The organism is Variovorax sp. 10N432 (genome assembly GCF_056394465.1).
Genome location: NZ_JBFTHX010000006.1, coordinates 89,392 through 104,847, shown reverse-complemented (window position 1 = coordinate 104,847; position 15,456 = coordinate 89,392). Strand labels below are relative to the sequence as shown.

Below are 15,456 nucleotides of genomic sequence, written 5' to 3'. Positions count from 1 at the left end.
TGTCAGTGCTTTGACAGGCGCAGGGTGTCCCGCGTCGCTGCGGACGCGACGTCGGTCGAAGAGATTCAGGGAGCGGCGCGGGGGCCGTTCAGCCCCACACCTCGCCGCGATCGATCTTGCTCTTGGCGTAGCCGTCGGCGGCGATGAGGGCGGCTTGCCGATCGGAAAACTCGCCGGGCACGAGATGCCGCGGATGGGCGCCGGGAATTCCGGGGAAGAGGTCGAAGGACACCCAGGCCCAATAACGCCGATACGGCGACGGGCTTGTGAAGGCCAGCACCCGGTAGCCCTTGTAGACAAAGGTGAGTTCAGCTGGGGCCACGTTCTTGTCTCTTCCTCGTTGAGCGCACGAGTATGCCGGCATCCATCGCGGCGCGGCGAGCCGGCGCCGGCGCCGGCGAAGTAGGAAACGTCCGGCCTTCTCTTCAGTTCGCCGCTGAACCCGGGGGCGCCGTGCCGGTCGCATAGTCGCTCCACGGTCTCGGCAACACCCCATGGGCACTCCGGGACCGCGGAGGCCCTCCGCACGGACGAAAGTCGGCGGAGGGCCTTTCGTTGGGCAATCCAGCCGGGAATCGGGAGAACGGGCGATGGAAGTGGGCGTCTACGGGTTTGTCGCACTGTCGGCGGTGCTCGTCGGTGCGGTGGCGGTCTATCTCCGCAAGCGGCGCCGCGACGACATCGCTCAGGAGATCGAGGCCCAGTTGCGGAAGTCGGCCGAGACGATCCGCGACCAGCCCTTCAAGTGACCCGGGCAGGCCGCAGAATGCGCGGATGGAGAACAGCCCCACCCCCGACAGCCCAGGCCGGGCACGGCGCATCGCGCGCCGGGTGCTGATCGCGCTGTGCGTGCTCGGTCTGCTGCTGGCCGCCGCCTGGGTCGCCCTGCGGCGGGCCTATCCGCCAGAGCGGCTGGCGGCGATGCTCGCGGAAAGTGTGACGGCCGCGACCGGACGCGCCTTTCGCATCGACGGCGAACTCACGCTCCACCTGCTGCCCCGGCTCACGATCGATGCCACCCAGGTGGCACTTGCCAATGCCGAATGGGGCACGGAGCCCGACATGCTGCGGGCCCGCCACATCGGCTTCGAGATCGATCTGCGCGACCTGCTGTCGGGCATCGTGCGCATCCGCAGCGTCGACATCGAGGGCGGCGAACTGCGGTTCGAATCCGATGGCAGCGGCCAGTACAACTGGCGCCTGGCCGCACCGGCCGGCGGTGCCGGCGGTGGCGCTGGCGCTGGCAAGGCGGTGCCGCCGATCTCCCTGGACCGGCTGGCCGCGACCGATGCCCGCATCAGCTATCGCCAGGGGCGCGAAGGCGCGGCGCAAGAACTGCACATCGAATCGCTGGTCGCCGAGTCGGCGGGCGACGGGCGCAGCCAGCTGACCGCGGGCCTGGCGCTGGGCGCCCAGCGCTGGGCCATCGAAGGCCACACCGGCCCGCTGGATGCCCTGCTGGCCGGTGCTCCCGAGTGGCCACTCGACCTGCAAGCCACGGGCGAGGGCATCTCGGCGTCGCTGCAGGGCAGCATGGGGACCGGCAAGCACGCCGGGGCGCTGGACGCGAAGCTGTCGCTCCAGGTCAGCGCCGCCAAGGCGCTGGCGCCCTTGGGCGCCGCGGCGGCCGCCGTCCCGCTCCCCCTCGAGTGGAAGACCACGCTCACGCACACGCCGGGGCAATGGCGCGCCGACGCGATGCAGCTGTCGCTGGCCGGCCAGCGCCTGAGCGGCAGCGCCAGTCTGAAGGCCGCAGCAAGCTCGCCCGTCCGGCTCGAGGCCGAGCTCGCGGCGCCGACGTGGACGGTCGCAGGGCTGCCGCCACTGTCGGCGATCCAGGCCCGGGTCGCCTTCGAACCCGGGCGCCTGCAGGTCGAGCCGTTCAGCTTCGCAATTGCGGGCGGCCAGGCCCGCGGCCAGCTCCGGATCGGGCTGCCGCCAGGTGCGGCGCCGCGGATCGACCTGCAGCTGAGCGCCAGGTCGATGGCGATCGAATCGCTGGAGGCCGGGCGCGCCGGCGCCCGGCTCTTCAAGGGCGGGCGCGCCAACCTCGACGCCAAGCTGGCGATGAGCGGCCGCACGGCCTGGGCGCTGGCCGAAACGTCGACCGGCGAAGCGCTGCTGACCGCGCGCGATGTCGGGCTGGTGGGCCGGACCGCCTCGACGGGCCGCGACATCCTGGCCCGCCTGATCGACGCCCTGATCCCGACCGGCCAGTCGCGCGACAACCTGGTCATCGAGTGCGCCGTGGTCCGGCTTCCGCTGCGCAACGGGGTGGCGGCCATCGACCGCTCGATCGCGGTGGAGACGCGGCAGATGGCCATCTCGGCCAGCGGCGAGATCAATCTGGCCCGGCGCACCCTCTCGCTGGCGTTCCATCCGCAGGTCAAGCGCGGCCTCGACCTGAATCCGGGCAGCCTGGTCGACTTGCTGGTGCTGCAGGGCCCGCTCGACGCGCCCGTCCTCAGCATCAACCCGCGGGGCGCCGTGCGCCAGGCGGCCAACGTCGGCGCGGCGGCGGCGACCGGGGGGCTCACGCTGCTGGCGCCGATGCTGCGCCCCTTGAGCGGCGCGCCCTCGAGCTGCAGCCAGGCCGAGGGCAAAAAAACGGCCGCCGCGGCCGGCAGCCCGGCGACCAAGGCGCCGCAGCCACGGCACCGGTTGCTGCCCTGGACAAATGCCGCACCCGCCCGGTAGGACGACGGCGCCCCGGGGCTCGTCGCCCAGCGGCCGTTGGCCTAACATCGGCGCATGGACGAACTCCTACAGCGCTCGGCGGGTCTGCCTGAAATCAGGCTCGCGGCCGGCGACACGGTGGTGCGCGAAGGCGACGCGGGCGACGGCCTCTGGATCCTGGTCTCGGGCACGTTGATGGTCAGCAAGGATGGCATCGCGATCAATTCGGTCAGCCGTCCCGGGGCGGCGATCGGCGAGATCTCCCTGCTGCTCGATTCGCCCTACAGCGCCACGGTCGTGGCGAGCGCCCCCAGCATCGTTCGCTTCGCGGCCGACGGCCTGGCATTCCTGATGAGCGACCCGGCGATCACCCGGGTGATCGCCGCCGGCCTGGCCGAGCGCCTCAATCTCGTCACCACCTACCTGGTCGACCTCAAGCACCAGTACGGCGACTCGCCGGGCCTGGCCATGGTCTCCGAGGTGCTCGGCCACCTGGCGCACCGCCAGGGGCCGCCGGCGCGACCCGGCTCGGCGCGCGAACCCAACCCCGACTACTGACGCCCGGCGACGCCGTTCGAGGCTCAGAACACCGAACGCAAGGGAGCGCTTTCGGCCTCCAGCGCCAGCGCTTCCTCGCCCATCATCGAGTGCCACGAAGCCGTACCGGCCGCCAGGTCGATCACGATGTGGGCCGGCACCGGGCCGATCTGCTTGCCGGCATTGAACACCCAGGTGGCACCGATGCGGTCGGCCCAGGCGCCCGCCGGCTTGAACGGCGGCTCGTGCACATGGCCGCAGAACACCAGCTCGGGCTGGTACTTCGCGATCCAGGCCGCCAGGTCGGCGTCGCCATATTCACGCTTGCCGGTCCAGCAGGTCGGCGAGCCCAGCGGCGGCCAGTGGTAGATCCAGACCCAGCGCGCGGGGCGTCTCGCGGCATCCGCGGCCAGCTGCAGTTCGAGCGCCGCGCGCCCGGCCGGGCCATCCCACCAGGGACAGATGGTGATCAGGGTGTCGCCGATGGCCAGCGATTCGCCGTCGGTCGAGACACCGGCGCGGCGACACTCCGCCAGCCACAGCGCCGCCCGTTCGCCGTGCTGGTCCGGTCCCGTCAGGTCGTGGTTGCCCGAAGCCACCACCAGCGAGGTGGCCGGACGCATCAGCGAAAAGTAGCGCAGCAGCACGACCGACTGGGCATCGAGCGACACCGGCGAGCTGACGTCGAGGTGATCGCCGGCGAGCACCACGAGATCGTAGGAAGGGGCCGAGCGCACCACCCAGTCGAGCTGGGGCAACGCGTAGTGGAGGTCGGAGACAAGGAGAATGCGCACGACGGGGACTGCAGCGACGGAGCTCGCATTGTCGCGTCCGGGCCGGCCCGGCCAGGCGCGCAAGCCGATGCAAACGGCCGAGCCGCGCACCGCCATATTGCGTATTGACGTCCTCGTGCAAAACTCGAGCCGGCGCAGACTTCCGGAGACCCACCCATGACGACCGACGCCCAGCCCGCCACCCTCACCCTCGATGACGGGCAGACTGTCTCCGCCCTGCTGCAGTCACCGCCGGCGCCGCGCGCCTGCTACGTGCTCGCCCACGGGGCCGGCGCCGGCATGGCGCATGCCTTCATGGCCGAGGTCGCCGACGGCCTTGTACAGCGCGGCATCGCGACGCTGCGCTACCAGTTCCCCTACATGGAGCGCGGCTCGAAGCGCACCGATCCGCCGGCGATCGCCCAGGCCGCGGTGCGCGCCGCCGTGGCGCATGCCGCGGGCCGGTTTCCCTCGCTGCCGCTGTTCGCCGGCGGCAAGTCCTTCGGCGGCCGCATGACCTCGCAGGCGCAGTCGCTGGCGCCGCTGCCGGGCGTCGCCGGCCTGGTGTTCCTGGGCTTTCCGCTGCATCCGGCCGGCGCACCGTCGAACGAGCGCGCGCGTCATCTGTTCGATGTCCGGGTGCCGATGCTGTTCGTCCAGGGCACGCGCGACAAGCTGGCGGAGTTCGACCGGATCGAGAAGCTGGTGGCCGAGCTCGGTCCCACCGCGACGCTGTTGCGCATCGCCGAGGCCGATCATTCCTTTCACGTGCTGGTCCGCTCGGGCCGCAGCGACGCCGAAGTGATGGCCGAAGTCCTCGACGGCGCGGCCGCCTGGATGCTGCGCTGAGCCGCGAGGGCCGGACGACGGCCTCGCGCCTCAGGACCCGTCTTCCATTTCGGCGCCGTAGCGTCCCTGGCTTGCCAGTGCGTTCAATCGGGCTCGCTTGAGCAACGCTTCCTGTGCGGCGTGAACCTGGGCGGGTTGCCCTCGCCACGCCTGCAGCACCGGATCCTGAAGCGCCCGCCCATAGGAGAAGCTCAATCGCCACGGTTGCGGCCCCTGTCGATTGAGCGCATCGAGGTTGGCTGTCGCTTCGGCCGGCGACTGTCCTCCCGACAGGAAGACGATGCCCGGCACGGCCGCGGGCACCGTGCGCCGCAGCACGCGCAGCGTCTCCTCGGCCACATCCCCCGGTCCCGCCCGCTGCGCATGGGCCTTGCCCGGCACCACCATGCTGGGTTTGAGCAGCATGTGCTCGAGCACCACGCGATGGCGGTGCAAGGCGCCAAACACCGCGAGCAGAACCTCCTGCGTGACCGCTGCACAGCGCGCCTGGCTGTGGTCGCCGTCGATCAGCACCTCCGGCTCGACGATCGGCACCACGCCCTGGGTCTGGCAGATCGCTGCGTAGCGTGCGAGCGACTCTGCGTTGGCTTCGACAGCCGCCCGGCTCGGCAAGCTGTCGGAGACGTTGTAGACGGCGCGCCACTTCGCGAAGCGCGCGCCCAGCTTCACGCTGGCTTCGAGGCGCGCGGCGAGCCCGTCCAGGCCGTGGGTGATCTCGTCGCCCGGTGCGAGCGCCAGCGGGCCCTTGCCGGTATCGACCTTGATGCCCGGCACGATGCCCTGGCGCGCGGCCAGCGCCGGCAACGGCTCGCCGTCGTCGGCGCACTGCCCCAGCGTCTCCTCGTACAAGATGACGCCGCTGACGAACTCGCCCAGCCCGGGTGCAGCCAGGAGCAGGCTGCGGTAAGCCCGGCGGTTCTCGGGCGTCGATTCGACGCCGATCGCCGTGAACCGTTTGGCGATGGTGGGACCGCTCTCGTCGGCGGCCAGGATGCCCTTCCCCTGTTGAACGAGGGCCTCCACGGTGACTTGGAGATCATGGGACTGCGTCATGGTGAATCCTTTGCTGGAACACCGAAGTCTGCTGCTTCGAGCCACGGCGGCGCAAGCCCCGTTGGCGGCAATGAGCATCCGATCTGTTCAGGCTCTCGAATCGGCAGGTGCTCGCGTTCCAGGCGACCGATGAAGCAGTTCCAGGAACTGCTCGGCAGGCCGGCTCAGGGGCCAGTCCTTGCGCACCAGACTCCCGTAGGCGGGAAGCTTCTGGCGGATGCGGTAGGGCAGGATGCGCAGCACGCCGTGCGCCGCATCGCGCTGCGCGACCGCTTCGGGGATCACCGCCACCAGCTTGGAGCGCCGGATCAGGTTGATGGCGGTCAGGATGGACCCGGTCTCGACCAGGCCCGGCGGCAGCGCCGCATCATGGTCGCGGAACTCGTGCTCGATGACATCGCGCATCGGACTGCCGGTGGGCTGCAGGACCCACGAATAGGCCAGCAGCGCCTCGAACTCGACCCGCCGCCGGCGCGCCAGCGGGTGATCGTTGCCGACCACCACCGCAAGGCCCTCGTCCTCGATCGGCGTGAAGCTGTACTCGAACTGCGGCGGGCCGACCCGACGGCCGATCACGACCTCGAGCACGCCTTCGCGCAACTGGGCCAGCAGCCGGTCGCTGGTGTCGACCGCGATCTCGATGGCCAGCAGCGGAAACAGCGCCTTGAGCCCGAGCAGCGCCTCGGACAGCCGCCCCGGCGAGGCCGCCATGATGCTGCCGACCGAGAACTTGCCGGCGCTGCCCAGGCGCAGTTCGCCCAGCTCGCGGTTCAGCGCCTCCATGCTGCCGCGAATGCCGCGGAAGTAGCCGGTCACGCGGGCCCCGGCATCGTTCAGCTGCAGGCCGCGGCCGACGCGCTCGAACAAGGGCTGGCCCAGGGCGTCTTCGAGTTCATGCAGCATCTTGGTGGCGGCCGGCTGCGTCATGCCGAGCTGCAGGGCGGCGGCCCGCAAGGTGCGCTTCTCGTCGATCGCGAGGATCAGGGCGATCTGCCGCATGCGCAGACGGTTGAGCAGCTGCGGCGTGCTCTGCTGCCGATCGATCGAACCCACGATTGATCACCCCTGGTTATTGCTTGATGACGAGCTTTCAGTTTACGGGAATCAATCGCGTTCCTAACATCCAGGCTTCGGTTCGACACATCCACTGGAGACAAGCACATGAAGCGACAAATCGCCGCGGTGACGGCTGCGCTCGCACTCGCCTGCACGGCCGGCCTGGCCCAGGCCCAGGACTGGCCGACCCGCCCGCTGCGCATCCTGGTCGGCTCGGCGCCCGGCGGCGGCACCGACGCCATGGCGCGCGCCGTGGCCGACCGCCTGGGCCCGCTGCTGAAGCAGCCGATGGTGGTCGAGAACCGGCCGGGCGTTTCCAACACCCTGGCCGCCGACGCCACCGCCAAGGCCACCGACGGCCACACCATGGTGATGGGGGTCGTCACCGCCCATGCGATCGCGCCGCACCTCATCAAGCTCGGCTACGACAACAACCGCGACCTGGTCCCGGTGGCCTTCGTCGGTGCGGTGCCCAACGTGCTGGTCGTCAGCAACACACTGCCGGTCGACTCGGTGTCGGCGCTGGTGCAGCTCGCCAGGAAGGAGCCGGGCAAGCTCAACTTCGCGACCAGCGGCGCCGGCAGCACGCAGCACATCGCGGCCGAGATGTTCAAGGACGCAACCCGGATCGACATCACGCATGTGCCCTACAAAGGCAGCGGACCGGCCCTGATCGACCTCATCGGCGGCCAGGTGCAGCTGAGCTTCGACACCCTGCCATCGGTGATCGGGCAGATCCGCAACAACAAGATCCGGCCGCTGGCGGTCACCGCGGCCAGGCGCAATCCGCAGCTGCCGAACGTCCCGACGCTGGCCGAGGCCGGGGTGCCCGGCGTGGAGATGAGCGCCTGGTACGGCATCTACATGCCGGCCTCGACGCCGAAGGCGGTGCAGGACAAGGTCCACGACGCGGTCAATCAGGTGCTCGCGATGCCCGAGACCCAGGCCCGCCTCGACGCCATCGGCGCCGAGGTCACGCCCATGACCCAGGCCCAGTTCGCGGCCTTCCACGCGGCCGAATACAAGCGCTTCGGCGACATCGTCAAGAAGAACAGCATCCGGCTGGATTGACCATGCAACCCTCACCCCTTCCCGTCGTCGCACTCACCCTCGGCGACCCCGCCGGCATCGGCGCCGAGCTGATCGCCCGCCTGCTCGCCCGGCCCGAGGCCACCGCGCTCGCCAACATCGTGCTGGTCGGCGACCGCTGGCTGTGGGAGGACGGCCAGCGCATCGCCGGCCTGCCGGTCGAGACCGACGCCGTGCCTTCCTTCGCCGCCGTGCGCGAACGCAGCGACACCGGGCGCCCGGCCTTCCTCGCGATCGACAGCATCGACCCGTCGCAGGTTCACCGCGGCCGCGCCGAGGCGGCGGGCGGCCGCTCGGTGCTCCAGGTGCTCGACCGCTGCATGGACGCGACCTTGGCCGGCGAGGTCGACGCGATCTGCTTCGCGCCGCTCAACAAGCAGGCGATGAGGATCGGCGGCATGCAGCACGAGGACGAGCTGCACCACTTCGCCGCCTACCTCGGCGTCACCGGCTACTTCTGCGAGTTCAATACCCTGGGCGACCTCTGGACCTCGCGGATCTCCTCGCACGTGCCGATGAAGGACGTCGCGCAGTACATCACGGCCGAACGCATCGAGCAGGCGGCCGAGCTCATCTACCGCGCGCTGCGGGCCAGCGGCATCGAGCGGCCGCGGGTCGCGATCGCAGCCTTCAATCCCCACGGCGGCGACGGCGGCGTCTGCGGCCGCGAAGAACTCGACATCATCGCGCCCGCGGTCAAGGCATTGCAGGCGCGCGACTGGCCCAGCGAGGCCCCGTTCGACGGTCCCTTCCCCGCCGACACCATCTTCCTGAAGGCGCAGGCCGGCGACTACCAGGCGATCGTGACCATGTACCACGACCAGGGCCAGATCGCGATCAAGCTGCTCGGCTTCAGCCGCGGCGTGACGGTGCAGGGCGGGCTGCCGATCCCGATCACCACGCCGGCCCACGGCACCGCCTACGACATCGCCGGCCAGGGCAAGGCCAGCGTCGAAGCCACCTGGCAGGCATTTCGCATCGCGAGCCGCATGGGAAGCGCGCACCGGCTCGCCAACCGCGAGACCGCCTGATCCCTTTCAACCCGGAGACACCATGAAGATCAAATCCGTCCGCGCCCGCGTCTTCCAGTGGCAAGGCAAGACCGTGCCGCCGCAAGGCAACTTCTGCTCCAACGCGATGGACCTGCTCTATTCGCCGGCCGAGACCATGAGCACCTTCCGCTTCCATGCGTGGACCGTGGTCGAGATCGAGACCGACGACGGCATCGTCGGCCTCGGCAACGTGGCGCTGGCCCCCGCCATTGCCAAGGCCATCATCGACCAGTACCTGGCGCCGCTGGTGGTCGGGCAAGACCCATGGGACTACGAGTACCTGTGGCAGCGCATGTACCGCGCCACCCATGCCTGGGGCCGCAAGGGAGTGACCATGGCGGCGATCTCGGCGGTCGACCTGGCGATCTGGGACATCCTCGGCAAGTCGGTCGGCAAGCCGGTGTTCAAGCTGCTGGGCGGCCGCACGAAGGAAAAGATCCCGTGCTACTACTCCAAGCTCTACCGCACCGACCTCGACGAGATGCAGCGCGAGGCGCAGAAGTTCATGGACCAGGGCTTCACCATGTTCAAGTCGCGCTTCGGCTTCGGGCCGGCCCACGGCACCCGGGGCGTGGCCGAGAACCTGAAGGCGGTCGAGGCCATCCGCGAAGTCATCGGCTATGAGAACGACCTGATGCTCGAGTGCTACATGGGCTGGAATGTCGAGTACGCGAAACGCATGATTCCCAAGCTCGAGAAGTTCCAGCCGCGCTGGGTCGAGGAGCCGGTGATCGCCGACGACATCGACGGCTACGCCGAACTGAATGCGCTCACGGCGATCCCGATCTCGGGCGGCGAGCACGAGTTCAGCCTCTACGGATTCAAGCAGCTGCTGGAGCGCAAGGCGGTGAGCGTGGTGCAGTACGACACCAACCGCGTCGGCGGCATCACGGCGGCGCACAAGATCAACGCACTGTGCGAGGCGTGGTCGGTGCCCGTCATCCCGCATGCCGGCCAGATGCACAACTACCACCTGACGATGAGCACGCTGGCATCGCCGATGAGCGAGTACTTCCCCATGCACGATGTCGAAGTCGGCAACGAGTTGTTCTACTACATCTTCGACGGCGAACCGGTGGCCGACAACGGCTTCCTGCAACTCGACGACGACAAGCCCGGCCTCGGCCTGACCCTGAAGACCGACTACCTCGACCAGTTCCGGATCATCGAGTAGTCCGACAATCCGAACCATTTCTAGGACGGTTCGCTGAGAAGGACCAGAAAAAACTTCAACGATCCGCGCATTGACGGTATCGTCACAGCCTCTGGACGACGCCCATGCCGCCATGACCCTGCGCGTGATCCTCGCCGACGACCATCCGTTGATCCGGGCGGGCGTCCGACTACTGCTCGGCAACGACCCGGGCCTCGCCGTGGTGGCCGAGGCCGACTCGGCGGACCGTCTCCTGTCGGTCTTGCGCGAAACTCCCGCGGATCTGCTGATCACTGATTTCTCGATGCCCGGCGGACAGGCGGCGGATGGCCTCGGGCTGATCCAGAGGGTGCGCCGCGACCACCCGGCCTTGCCCATCATCGTGCTGACCATGCTCGCCAATGTCGGCGTGCATGGCACGATCCTCGAAGCCGGTGCGCGCGGCCTGATCGACAAAGGCGCGGGCATGGCCGAGATCGCTCTGGCCATCCAGGCGGTCGCACAAGGCCGCAGCTACGTCAGCGAGACCTTCAGGGAGGGCCTGCGGCAAAGCCGGTTCGACCGCGACGCCGGCGAATCCGCGCGGCTTTCACCGCGCGAAGTCGAAGTGCTGCGCCTGTTTGCGTCCGGGCTCACGGTGTCGGAGATCGCGGCGCGCCTGTCGCGCAGCGTCAAGACCGTGAGCCGGCAGAAGAACGACGCGATGATCAAGCTCGGCCTCAAGAACGACCTCGAAATCTTCGTCTACGCCAGCGAGCACGGCCTGACCTCGTGAACCGGTCCCGTCAGGGCGGGCGGGTCCACGCGCAGCGCATCGACGACGAAAACCGGCGCCATGGAGCCGCCCTTGACGATCGCGACCCTGACCTTGTGCGCCGCCCGTTGCGCCGATGCGTCGGGCAACTCGAGCCAGTTCCCCTTGCAGTCGCGCGCCAGGCCGCACCACTCGGCCCAGCGCAGGCGAAGAAAGCCCGGTCCGGGATAGTTGTACAACAGGTTCTCGTCCCCGCAGGCGTCCGGGGCGGGAGCCTTGACGGCCTCCAGGTATTCGACATCGAAATGTTCGGAGTTCACTTTAAATCTTTTTTCTCACGCGTTGGCAGAGGTTGACTGCCCCATACGCACGAGATGAAATCTAAAAGCTGAAGCCGTAGAAACCCATCGGATTATTCTTAAAAATCCAGTCAACCCTCCATGCCGTGCTCGCGCGCGTAGAAGAAAATTTCGTAATCGCTCTTCAGGCCCAATTTCATCATCGCGACCGATTTCTGGCTGCTCACCGTCTTGACGCTGCGCGACAGCCGCTTGGAAATCGACGACACACTCAGCCCGGAGGCAAACAGTCGCAGCACCTCGGTCTCGCGCGGCGACAGGCGGGCCGCCATGCCGTCGCGGAATGGGTTCGTCATTTCGAACAGGCCCTTTCGGAACGACGGACTGACATAGTCCCGTCCCCCAGTGACGGCATCGATGGCAAAAACGACTTCGCCGATATCGGACGACTTGTCGACAAGGCCTCGAACGCCGCTGCGCAGGATGCTGGCATGCACGCCCGCGTTGGAGATCATCGTGAGCACGATGATCGGCAAGTCCCGATGGTCGCGGCGCAGTCGCTGGATCAAGCCAAGGCCATCGGGCGTCTCGCCATCGGGCATCGAAAAATCGGTGATCAGGAGATCGGCCGATTGATGGTGCAGCGCATTCAACAATGCAATTGAAGAATTGGCTTCCGCAATTAAAGAAATTTCCGATTTATCTTTCAGAAGCATCCTCAGGCCGATTCGGATAAGAGGATGGTCATCAGCAATGATCAAACGGATTGTCATGATTCATTTCCCAAGCCAAGGCCTGATCCGAGCCAACAATTCTGGTTCAATGACTGACACCAGGTGATAAAGCAATAGTACTCGGATCAATATAGGACCCCAATTCTCCGATTGCATTCACGCGAGTCGACTCCGGGGCCCGAAGCAGAACCGTTGCCGTACGAATAGAATGCACCGCTTTGGGGCAGATCGACGCCTCGTCATGCCGCCTCCGGAGCCCCGCCTTGCCGTCCCCCAGCCACCCGTTCCTCGCCGACCGCAAGGTCGTCTTCCTGCTCGCCTTGTTCTGCTGCCTGCTGTGGGGCAGTTCATTCCCCGCGATCAAGAACGGCTACGCGCTGTTCGGCATCGCCCCGTCCGACATCGCATCCAAGCTGGTGTTCGCTGGCTGGCGGTTCGCGATCGCCGGCCTGTCCCTGGTGGCCTATGCCGCGCTCAGCGGCAAGCCGGTCCGCGGACTCGGTGCGCGGGCGTGGGGGCAGATCGCGTTGCTGGGGCTGGCCCAGACCACGCTGCAATACGTCTTCTTCTATATCGGCCTGGCCCACACCACCGGAGTGAAGGGTTCGATCATGAACGCCACGGGCACCTTCTTCAGCGTGCTGATGGCGCACTTCCTGTATCGCAACGACCGCCTCAGCTACGGCAAGGCCATGGGCTGCGCGGTGGGCTTCGCGGGCGTGATGGTCGTCAACCTGGGCCACGGTCTCGGCGGCCTGCTCGACCTCGATTTCACGCTGCTCGGCGAGGGCTTCGTGGTGATCGCGGCCTTTGTGCTGGCGGCCGCCAGCATCTATGGCAAGCGCATCTCGCAGGGCATCGATCCAATCGTCATGACCGGCTGGCAGTTGGCGATCGGCGGTGCGGCGCTGCTGGCGGCCGGCTATGCGATGGGCGGCGGGTTGACGGGCTTCACGCTGGCGTCATCGGCCCTGCTGGCGTACCTGGCGCTGCTGTCGTCGCTCGCGATCTCGATCTGGAGCCTGCTGCTCAAGTACAACCGGGTGAGCCTCGTCACCGCCTTCAACTTCATGGTGCCGGTGTTCGGCGCGCTGCTGTCGGCGGTCTTTCTCGGCGAGAGCATCCTGGAGTGGCGCAACGGCCTCGCCCTGGTGCTGGTGTGCTTCGGCATCTGGCGGGTGACCCAGGCCGGGCCGGCCCCGCCGAGCGGGTCCAGCGCCCATCGGCAGCCGCCTACGCGCGCGGCAGGATCTCGCGCACTGCTTCGGCGGGGCGGCACAGGCGCGTGCCCAGCGGCGTCACCACGATCGGCCGATTGATCAGGATCGGATGCGCCAGCATGAAGCCGATCAAGTCTTCGTCCGACCATTTCGCATCGCCCAGGCCGAGTTCCTCGTAGGGCGTGCCCTTCTGGCGCAGCAGCGCGCGCGCGGAGCCGCCCGTGGCGGCGACGAGTTGCCTGAGCGTCGCCCGGTCGGGCGGGTGCTTCAGGTATTCGACGACGGTAGGCTCCTGGCCCGCGTCGCGGATCAGCGCCAGCACGTTTCTCGACGTGCCGCAGGCGGGATTGTGATAGATGGTGATCTGGCTCATGTCGATGGCGGGTCCGTGGCGTTCCGGAACGGAACACCAAAGACGCCATTGTGTCGCCGGCCGCATTCGGTCGGCGGCCGCAGTCCTTACGAAGACTTCGACTGACCGTCCAGGCGGCGGCTGGCGTCAAGCGCGTAGACGACCTGCTTGTCGTCGGCCGACTTGTGGGCGGCCCCGCCTTCTGCCGAAGCGGACGCCGAACCCGTGCCATAGACTTCGCGCTCGAGCCGTTTCGCACGCTCGGCGTACATGCGCGCCAGCGCCCCATGATGCTCGGCCGCGGCCTGGTGCTCGATACGCGCCATGTGCGCTTCTTCGAGCAAGGTCATCACACGCCGCAGATGACCGTTTCGACCGGCCTGAAAGAAACCAAACATCGGATCCTCCTTCATCGAAGCCATGGGGCTCGCCGCTTTGTACTCCTATCGATTACCTCGCGCTTGCAGGACGTATCCCACGGGAGAGGTAGGCCACCCGGGCGATGGCGGAAAAGCGGTTGCCATCGGTAGACTCCGCGGGTTGGGCGTCAGCGCAAGTGCGCCAGGTCCCTGACATCGGCGTTCAGGGCCGACTTGTCGGTGCCCGCCATCGGCAGGCTGACCAGCAGTTCGAGGCGACGCCGGAGCGACAAGAGCATCAAGGTCGCCGAATGGGACATGTCCCCGGCCTCCGCGCCGGTCGCGGCGAGATCGGGGTAGGCCCATTCGGCCATGGCGGGCTGGCCAGGCCAGCGCGGCTCCAGCTCTTCCACCGCGGGGTCCAGCGAGATCACGAAATCCGCCCTGAGCGAGCTCAGGCGGACCAGATCGTCCCAGCTGCGCGGCGGCGTCGGCGGGACGGCGATCGCGGCAATGGCGAGCGCAGTGGCAGCGGCCGGATGGACCGTGCGGCCGACCTGCCCGGGCTGGCCGCAGGAATAGGCCGCGAAGCGTCGCTCCCGGTCCAGGTGACGGAGGCAGCCCTCGGCCAGGATGCTTCTCAGCGTGTTTCTTCGCGAGACGAAAACCACCCCTATCCGTTTCTGCATGTGACAGAGAATACAACCAGATGCGGGACCATGCCGCCTTGCATGGACCTGCTCGCGCGCCCCCTCACCACGCCACCGGCAGCTTGCGCAGGATCGCGATCCGGCCGTCGCGCTGCGCGACATAGCCGCCGGCCGTCAGTTCCTTCATCACCCGGTTGACCATCTCGCGCGAGCAGCCGATGCGGTCGGCGATGTCCTGCTGGGTCAGCTTGTGGCGCAGCACGCGCTCCTCGCCGACCGGCTCCGACAGCTCGTTCAGGAGCCGCACCACGCGACCGTAGACGTCCTGCAGCGCGATGCTGCTCAACTGCTCGGTCAGGCGCCGCACCATGCGGATCAGCTTGCGGTTGAGGTGCATCGCGAAGTCGGCGTGGCTCTCGAGGAACCGGCGCAGCTCGGCGCCCTGGACGACCCGGCAGGTGCAGGCCTCGATCGCCTTGATGGAGGCCGAGCGACGCTCGCCGTCCAGCGACAGCTCGCCGAAGTAGCCGCCGGGCCCGTATTCGCTCAGCACCAGCTCGCGGCCATCCTCCGAGCTGGCATAGACCTTCACCCGCCCGCTCAGCACGATGTAGAGCGAATCGGTGGCGTCGCCTTCGTTGATCAGGATCGCCTGGGCCGGAAAGGAACGGACGACGCCGTACGGCGCGATGGCGTCGAGCAGGGGCTCCGGCAGCCGTTCGCCGGCGTCCTGGTCCAGTGAACCCATCACCCACCTCCATGGCCATGGCTTCCGGCCGGGGCCCCGCCTGGGTGTGACTTTTGTCACACCGGCGCGGCGCACTGCGCACTCGCCGGAACGGGCGCCCTT

The 15,456-nt window shown here is 68.1% G+C and carries 19 protein-coding genes; 9 read left to right on the top strand and 10 right to left on the bottom strand.

What is annotated here, in order from left to right; all coding sequences use genetic code 11:
* Window positions 1-88: 88 nt before the first annotated feature.
* Window positions 89-322, bottom strand: coding sequence for a hypothetical protein (locus tag AC1DF3_RS09565; protein WP_286531019.1), 234 nt, complete (start codon window positions 320-322; stop codon window positions 89-91).
* A gap of 268 nt (window positions 323-590) precedes the next feature.
* Between AC1DF3_RS09565 and AC1DF3_RS09560 the strand changes: the two genes are divergently transcribed.
* The 3 genes from AC1DF3_RS09560 to AC1DF3_RS09550 are packed head-to-tail and all read left to right on the top strand — an operon-like array spanning window position 591 to window position 3,234.
* Window positions 591-749 (top strand): hypothetical protein, encoded by a 159-nt coding sequence (locus AC1DF3_RS09560; RefSeq protein WP_286520391.1) that lies wholly within the window; start codon window positions 591-593, stop codon window positions 747-749.
* Between the two features lie 25 nt (window positions 750-774).
* Entirely contained in the window at window positions 775-2,697 is a 1,923-nt protein-coding gene (locus tag AC1DF3_RS09555; protein ID WP_478139482.1) for an AsmA family protein, read from the top strand.
* A gap of 54 nt (window positions 2,698-2,751) precedes the next feature.
* Window positions 2,752-3,234, top strand: a complete 483-nt coding sequence (locus tag AC1DF3_RS09550) for a cyclic nucleotide-binding domain-containing protein (RefSeq protein ID WP_286531017.1) — start codon at window positions 2,752-2,754, stop codon at window positions 3,232-3,234.
* A 23-nt stretch (window positions 3,235-3,257) separates the two neighbouring features.
* Here the strand turns inward: AC1DF3_RS09550 and AC1DF3_RS09545 are convergent, their stop codons facing one another.
* Entirely contained in the window at window positions 3,258-4,007 is a 750-nt protein-coding gene (locus AC1DF3_RS09545) for a metallophosphoesterase family protein (protein ID WP_478139481.1), read from the bottom strand.
* A 156-nt stretch (window positions 4,008-4,163) separates the two neighbouring features.
* On the opposite strand from AC1DF3_RS09545, the gene AC1DF3_RS09540 reads away from it, so the two are divergent.
* Entirely contained in the window at window positions 4,164-4,835 is a 672-nt protein-coding gene (locus AC1DF3_RS09540) for an alpha/beta hydrolase family protein (RefSeq protein WP_478139480.1), read from the top strand.
* Window positions 4,836-4,865: 30 nt separating this feature from the next.
* Here the strand turns inward: AC1DF3_RS09540 and AC1DF3_RS09535 are convergent, their stop codons facing one another.
* A complete protein-coding gene (locus tag AC1DF3_RS09535; protein ID WP_286531011.1) occupies window positions 4,866-5,888 on the bottom strand; it encodes a class I fructose-bisphosphate aldolase in 1,023 nt (340 codons plus the stop codon).
* Window positions 5,889-5,975: 87 nt separating this feature from the next.
* Window positions 5,976-6,941, bottom strand: coding sequence for a LysR family transcriptional regulator (locus AC1DF3_RS09530; RefSeq protein WP_478139479.1), 966 nt, complete (start codon window positions 6,939-6,941; stop codon window positions 5,976-5,978).
* Window positions 6,942-7,049: 108 nt separating this feature from the next.
* On the opposite strand from AC1DF3_RS09530, the gene AC1DF3_RS09525 reads away from it, so the two are divergent.
* The 4 genes from AC1DF3_RS09525 to AC1DF3_RS09510 all read left to right on the top strand — a co-directional run bounded on the left by AC1DF3_RS09525 (window position 7,050) and on the right by AC1DF3_RS09510 (window position 11,013).
* Window positions 7,050-8,015, top strand: coding sequence for a Bug family tripartite tricarboxylate transporter substrate binding protein (locus AC1DF3_RS09525; protein WP_478139478.1), 966 nt, complete (start codon window positions 7,050-7,052; stop codon window positions 8,013-8,015).
* A gap of 2 nt (window positions 8,016-8,017) precedes the next feature.
* The gene (locus AC1DF3_RS09520; protein WP_478139477.1) at window positions 8,018-9,064 is read left to right on the top strand and encodes a 4-hydroxythreonine-4-phosphate dehydrogenase PdxA; all 1,047 of its coding nucleotides are present in this window, start codon (window positions 8,018-8,020) and stop codon (window positions 9,062-9,064) included.
* A gap of 22 nt (window positions 9,065-9,086) precedes the next feature.
* On the top strand, window positions 9,087-10,259 hold the full coding sequence (locus tag AC1DF3_RS09515) for an L-rhamnonate dehydratase (protein WP_478139476.1): 1,173 nt from the start codon (window positions 9,087-9,089) through the stop codon (window positions 10,257-10,259).
* Between the two features lie 70 nt (window positions 10,260-10,329).
* Entirely contained in the window at window positions 10,330-11,013 is a 684-nt protein-coding gene (locus tag AC1DF3_RS09510) for a response regulator (RefSeq protein WP_286531007.1), read from the top strand.
* Here AC1DF3_RS09510 and AC1DF3_RS09505 read toward each other — a convergent pair.
* A complete protein-coding gene (locus tag AC1DF3_RS09505; protein WP_286531006.1) occupies window positions 10,983-11,312 on the bottom strand; it encodes a hypothetical protein in 330 nt (109 codons plus the stop codon). The two genes, AC1DF3_RS09510 and AC1DF3_RS09505, sit on opposite strands and share 31 nt — an antisense overlap.
* A 110-nt stretch (window positions 11,313-11,422) precedes the next feature.
* Window positions 11,423-12,064: a response regulator gene (locus tag AC1DF3_RS09500; RefSeq protein ID WP_478139475.1), complete on the bottom strand. Its 642-nt coding sequence runs from the start codon at window positions 12,062-12,064 to the stop codon at window positions 11,423-11,425.
* A 224-nt stretch (window positions 12,065-12,288) separates the two neighbouring features.
* On the opposite strand from AC1DF3_RS09500, the gene AC1DF3_RS09495 reads away from it, so the two are divergent.
* Complete coding sequence (locus AC1DF3_RS09495) at window positions 12,289-13,344, top strand: DMT family transporter (protein WP_478139474.1); 1,056 nt, start codon at window positions 12,289-12,291, stop codon at window positions 13,342-13,344.
* Here AC1DF3_RS09495 and arsC read toward each other — a convergent pair.
* The 4 genes from arsC to AC1DF3_RS09475 form a co-directional block, all read right to left on the bottom strand.
* Window positions 13,259-13,618, bottom strand: a complete 360-nt coding sequence (arsC, locus tag AC1DF3_RS09490; protein WP_478139473.1) for an arsenate reductase (glutaredoxin) — start codon at window positions 13,616-13,618, stop codon at window positions 13,259-13,261. The two genes, AC1DF3_RS09495 and arsC, sit on opposite strands and share 86 nt — an antisense overlap.
* Window positions 13,619-13,704: 86 nt before the next feature.
* Window positions 13,705-14,019: a hypothetical protein gene (locus tag AC1DF3_RS09485; RefSeq protein WP_286531003.1), complete on the bottom strand. Its 315-nt coding sequence runs from the start codon at window positions 14,017-14,019 to the stop codon at window positions 13,705-13,707.
* Between the two features lie 125 nt (window positions 14,020-14,144).
* Window positions 14,145-14,645 carry an arsenate-mycothiol transferase ArsC gene (locus AC1DF3_RS09480; RefSeq protein WP_478139472.1) on the bottom strand — a complete coding sequence of 167 codons (501 nt, stop codon included), beginning with the start codon at window positions 14,643-14,645 and terminating at the stop codon, window positions 14,145-14,147.
* A 64-nt stretch (window positions 14,646-14,709) separates the two neighbouring features.
* On the bottom strand, window positions 14,710-15,354 hold the full coding sequence (locus AC1DF3_RS09475; RefSeq protein WP_286531001.1) for a Crp/Fnr family transcriptional regulator: 645 nt from the start codon (window positions 15,352-15,354) through the stop codon (window positions 14,710-14,712).
* Between the last annotated feature and the right edge of the window lie 102 nt (window positions 15,355-15,456).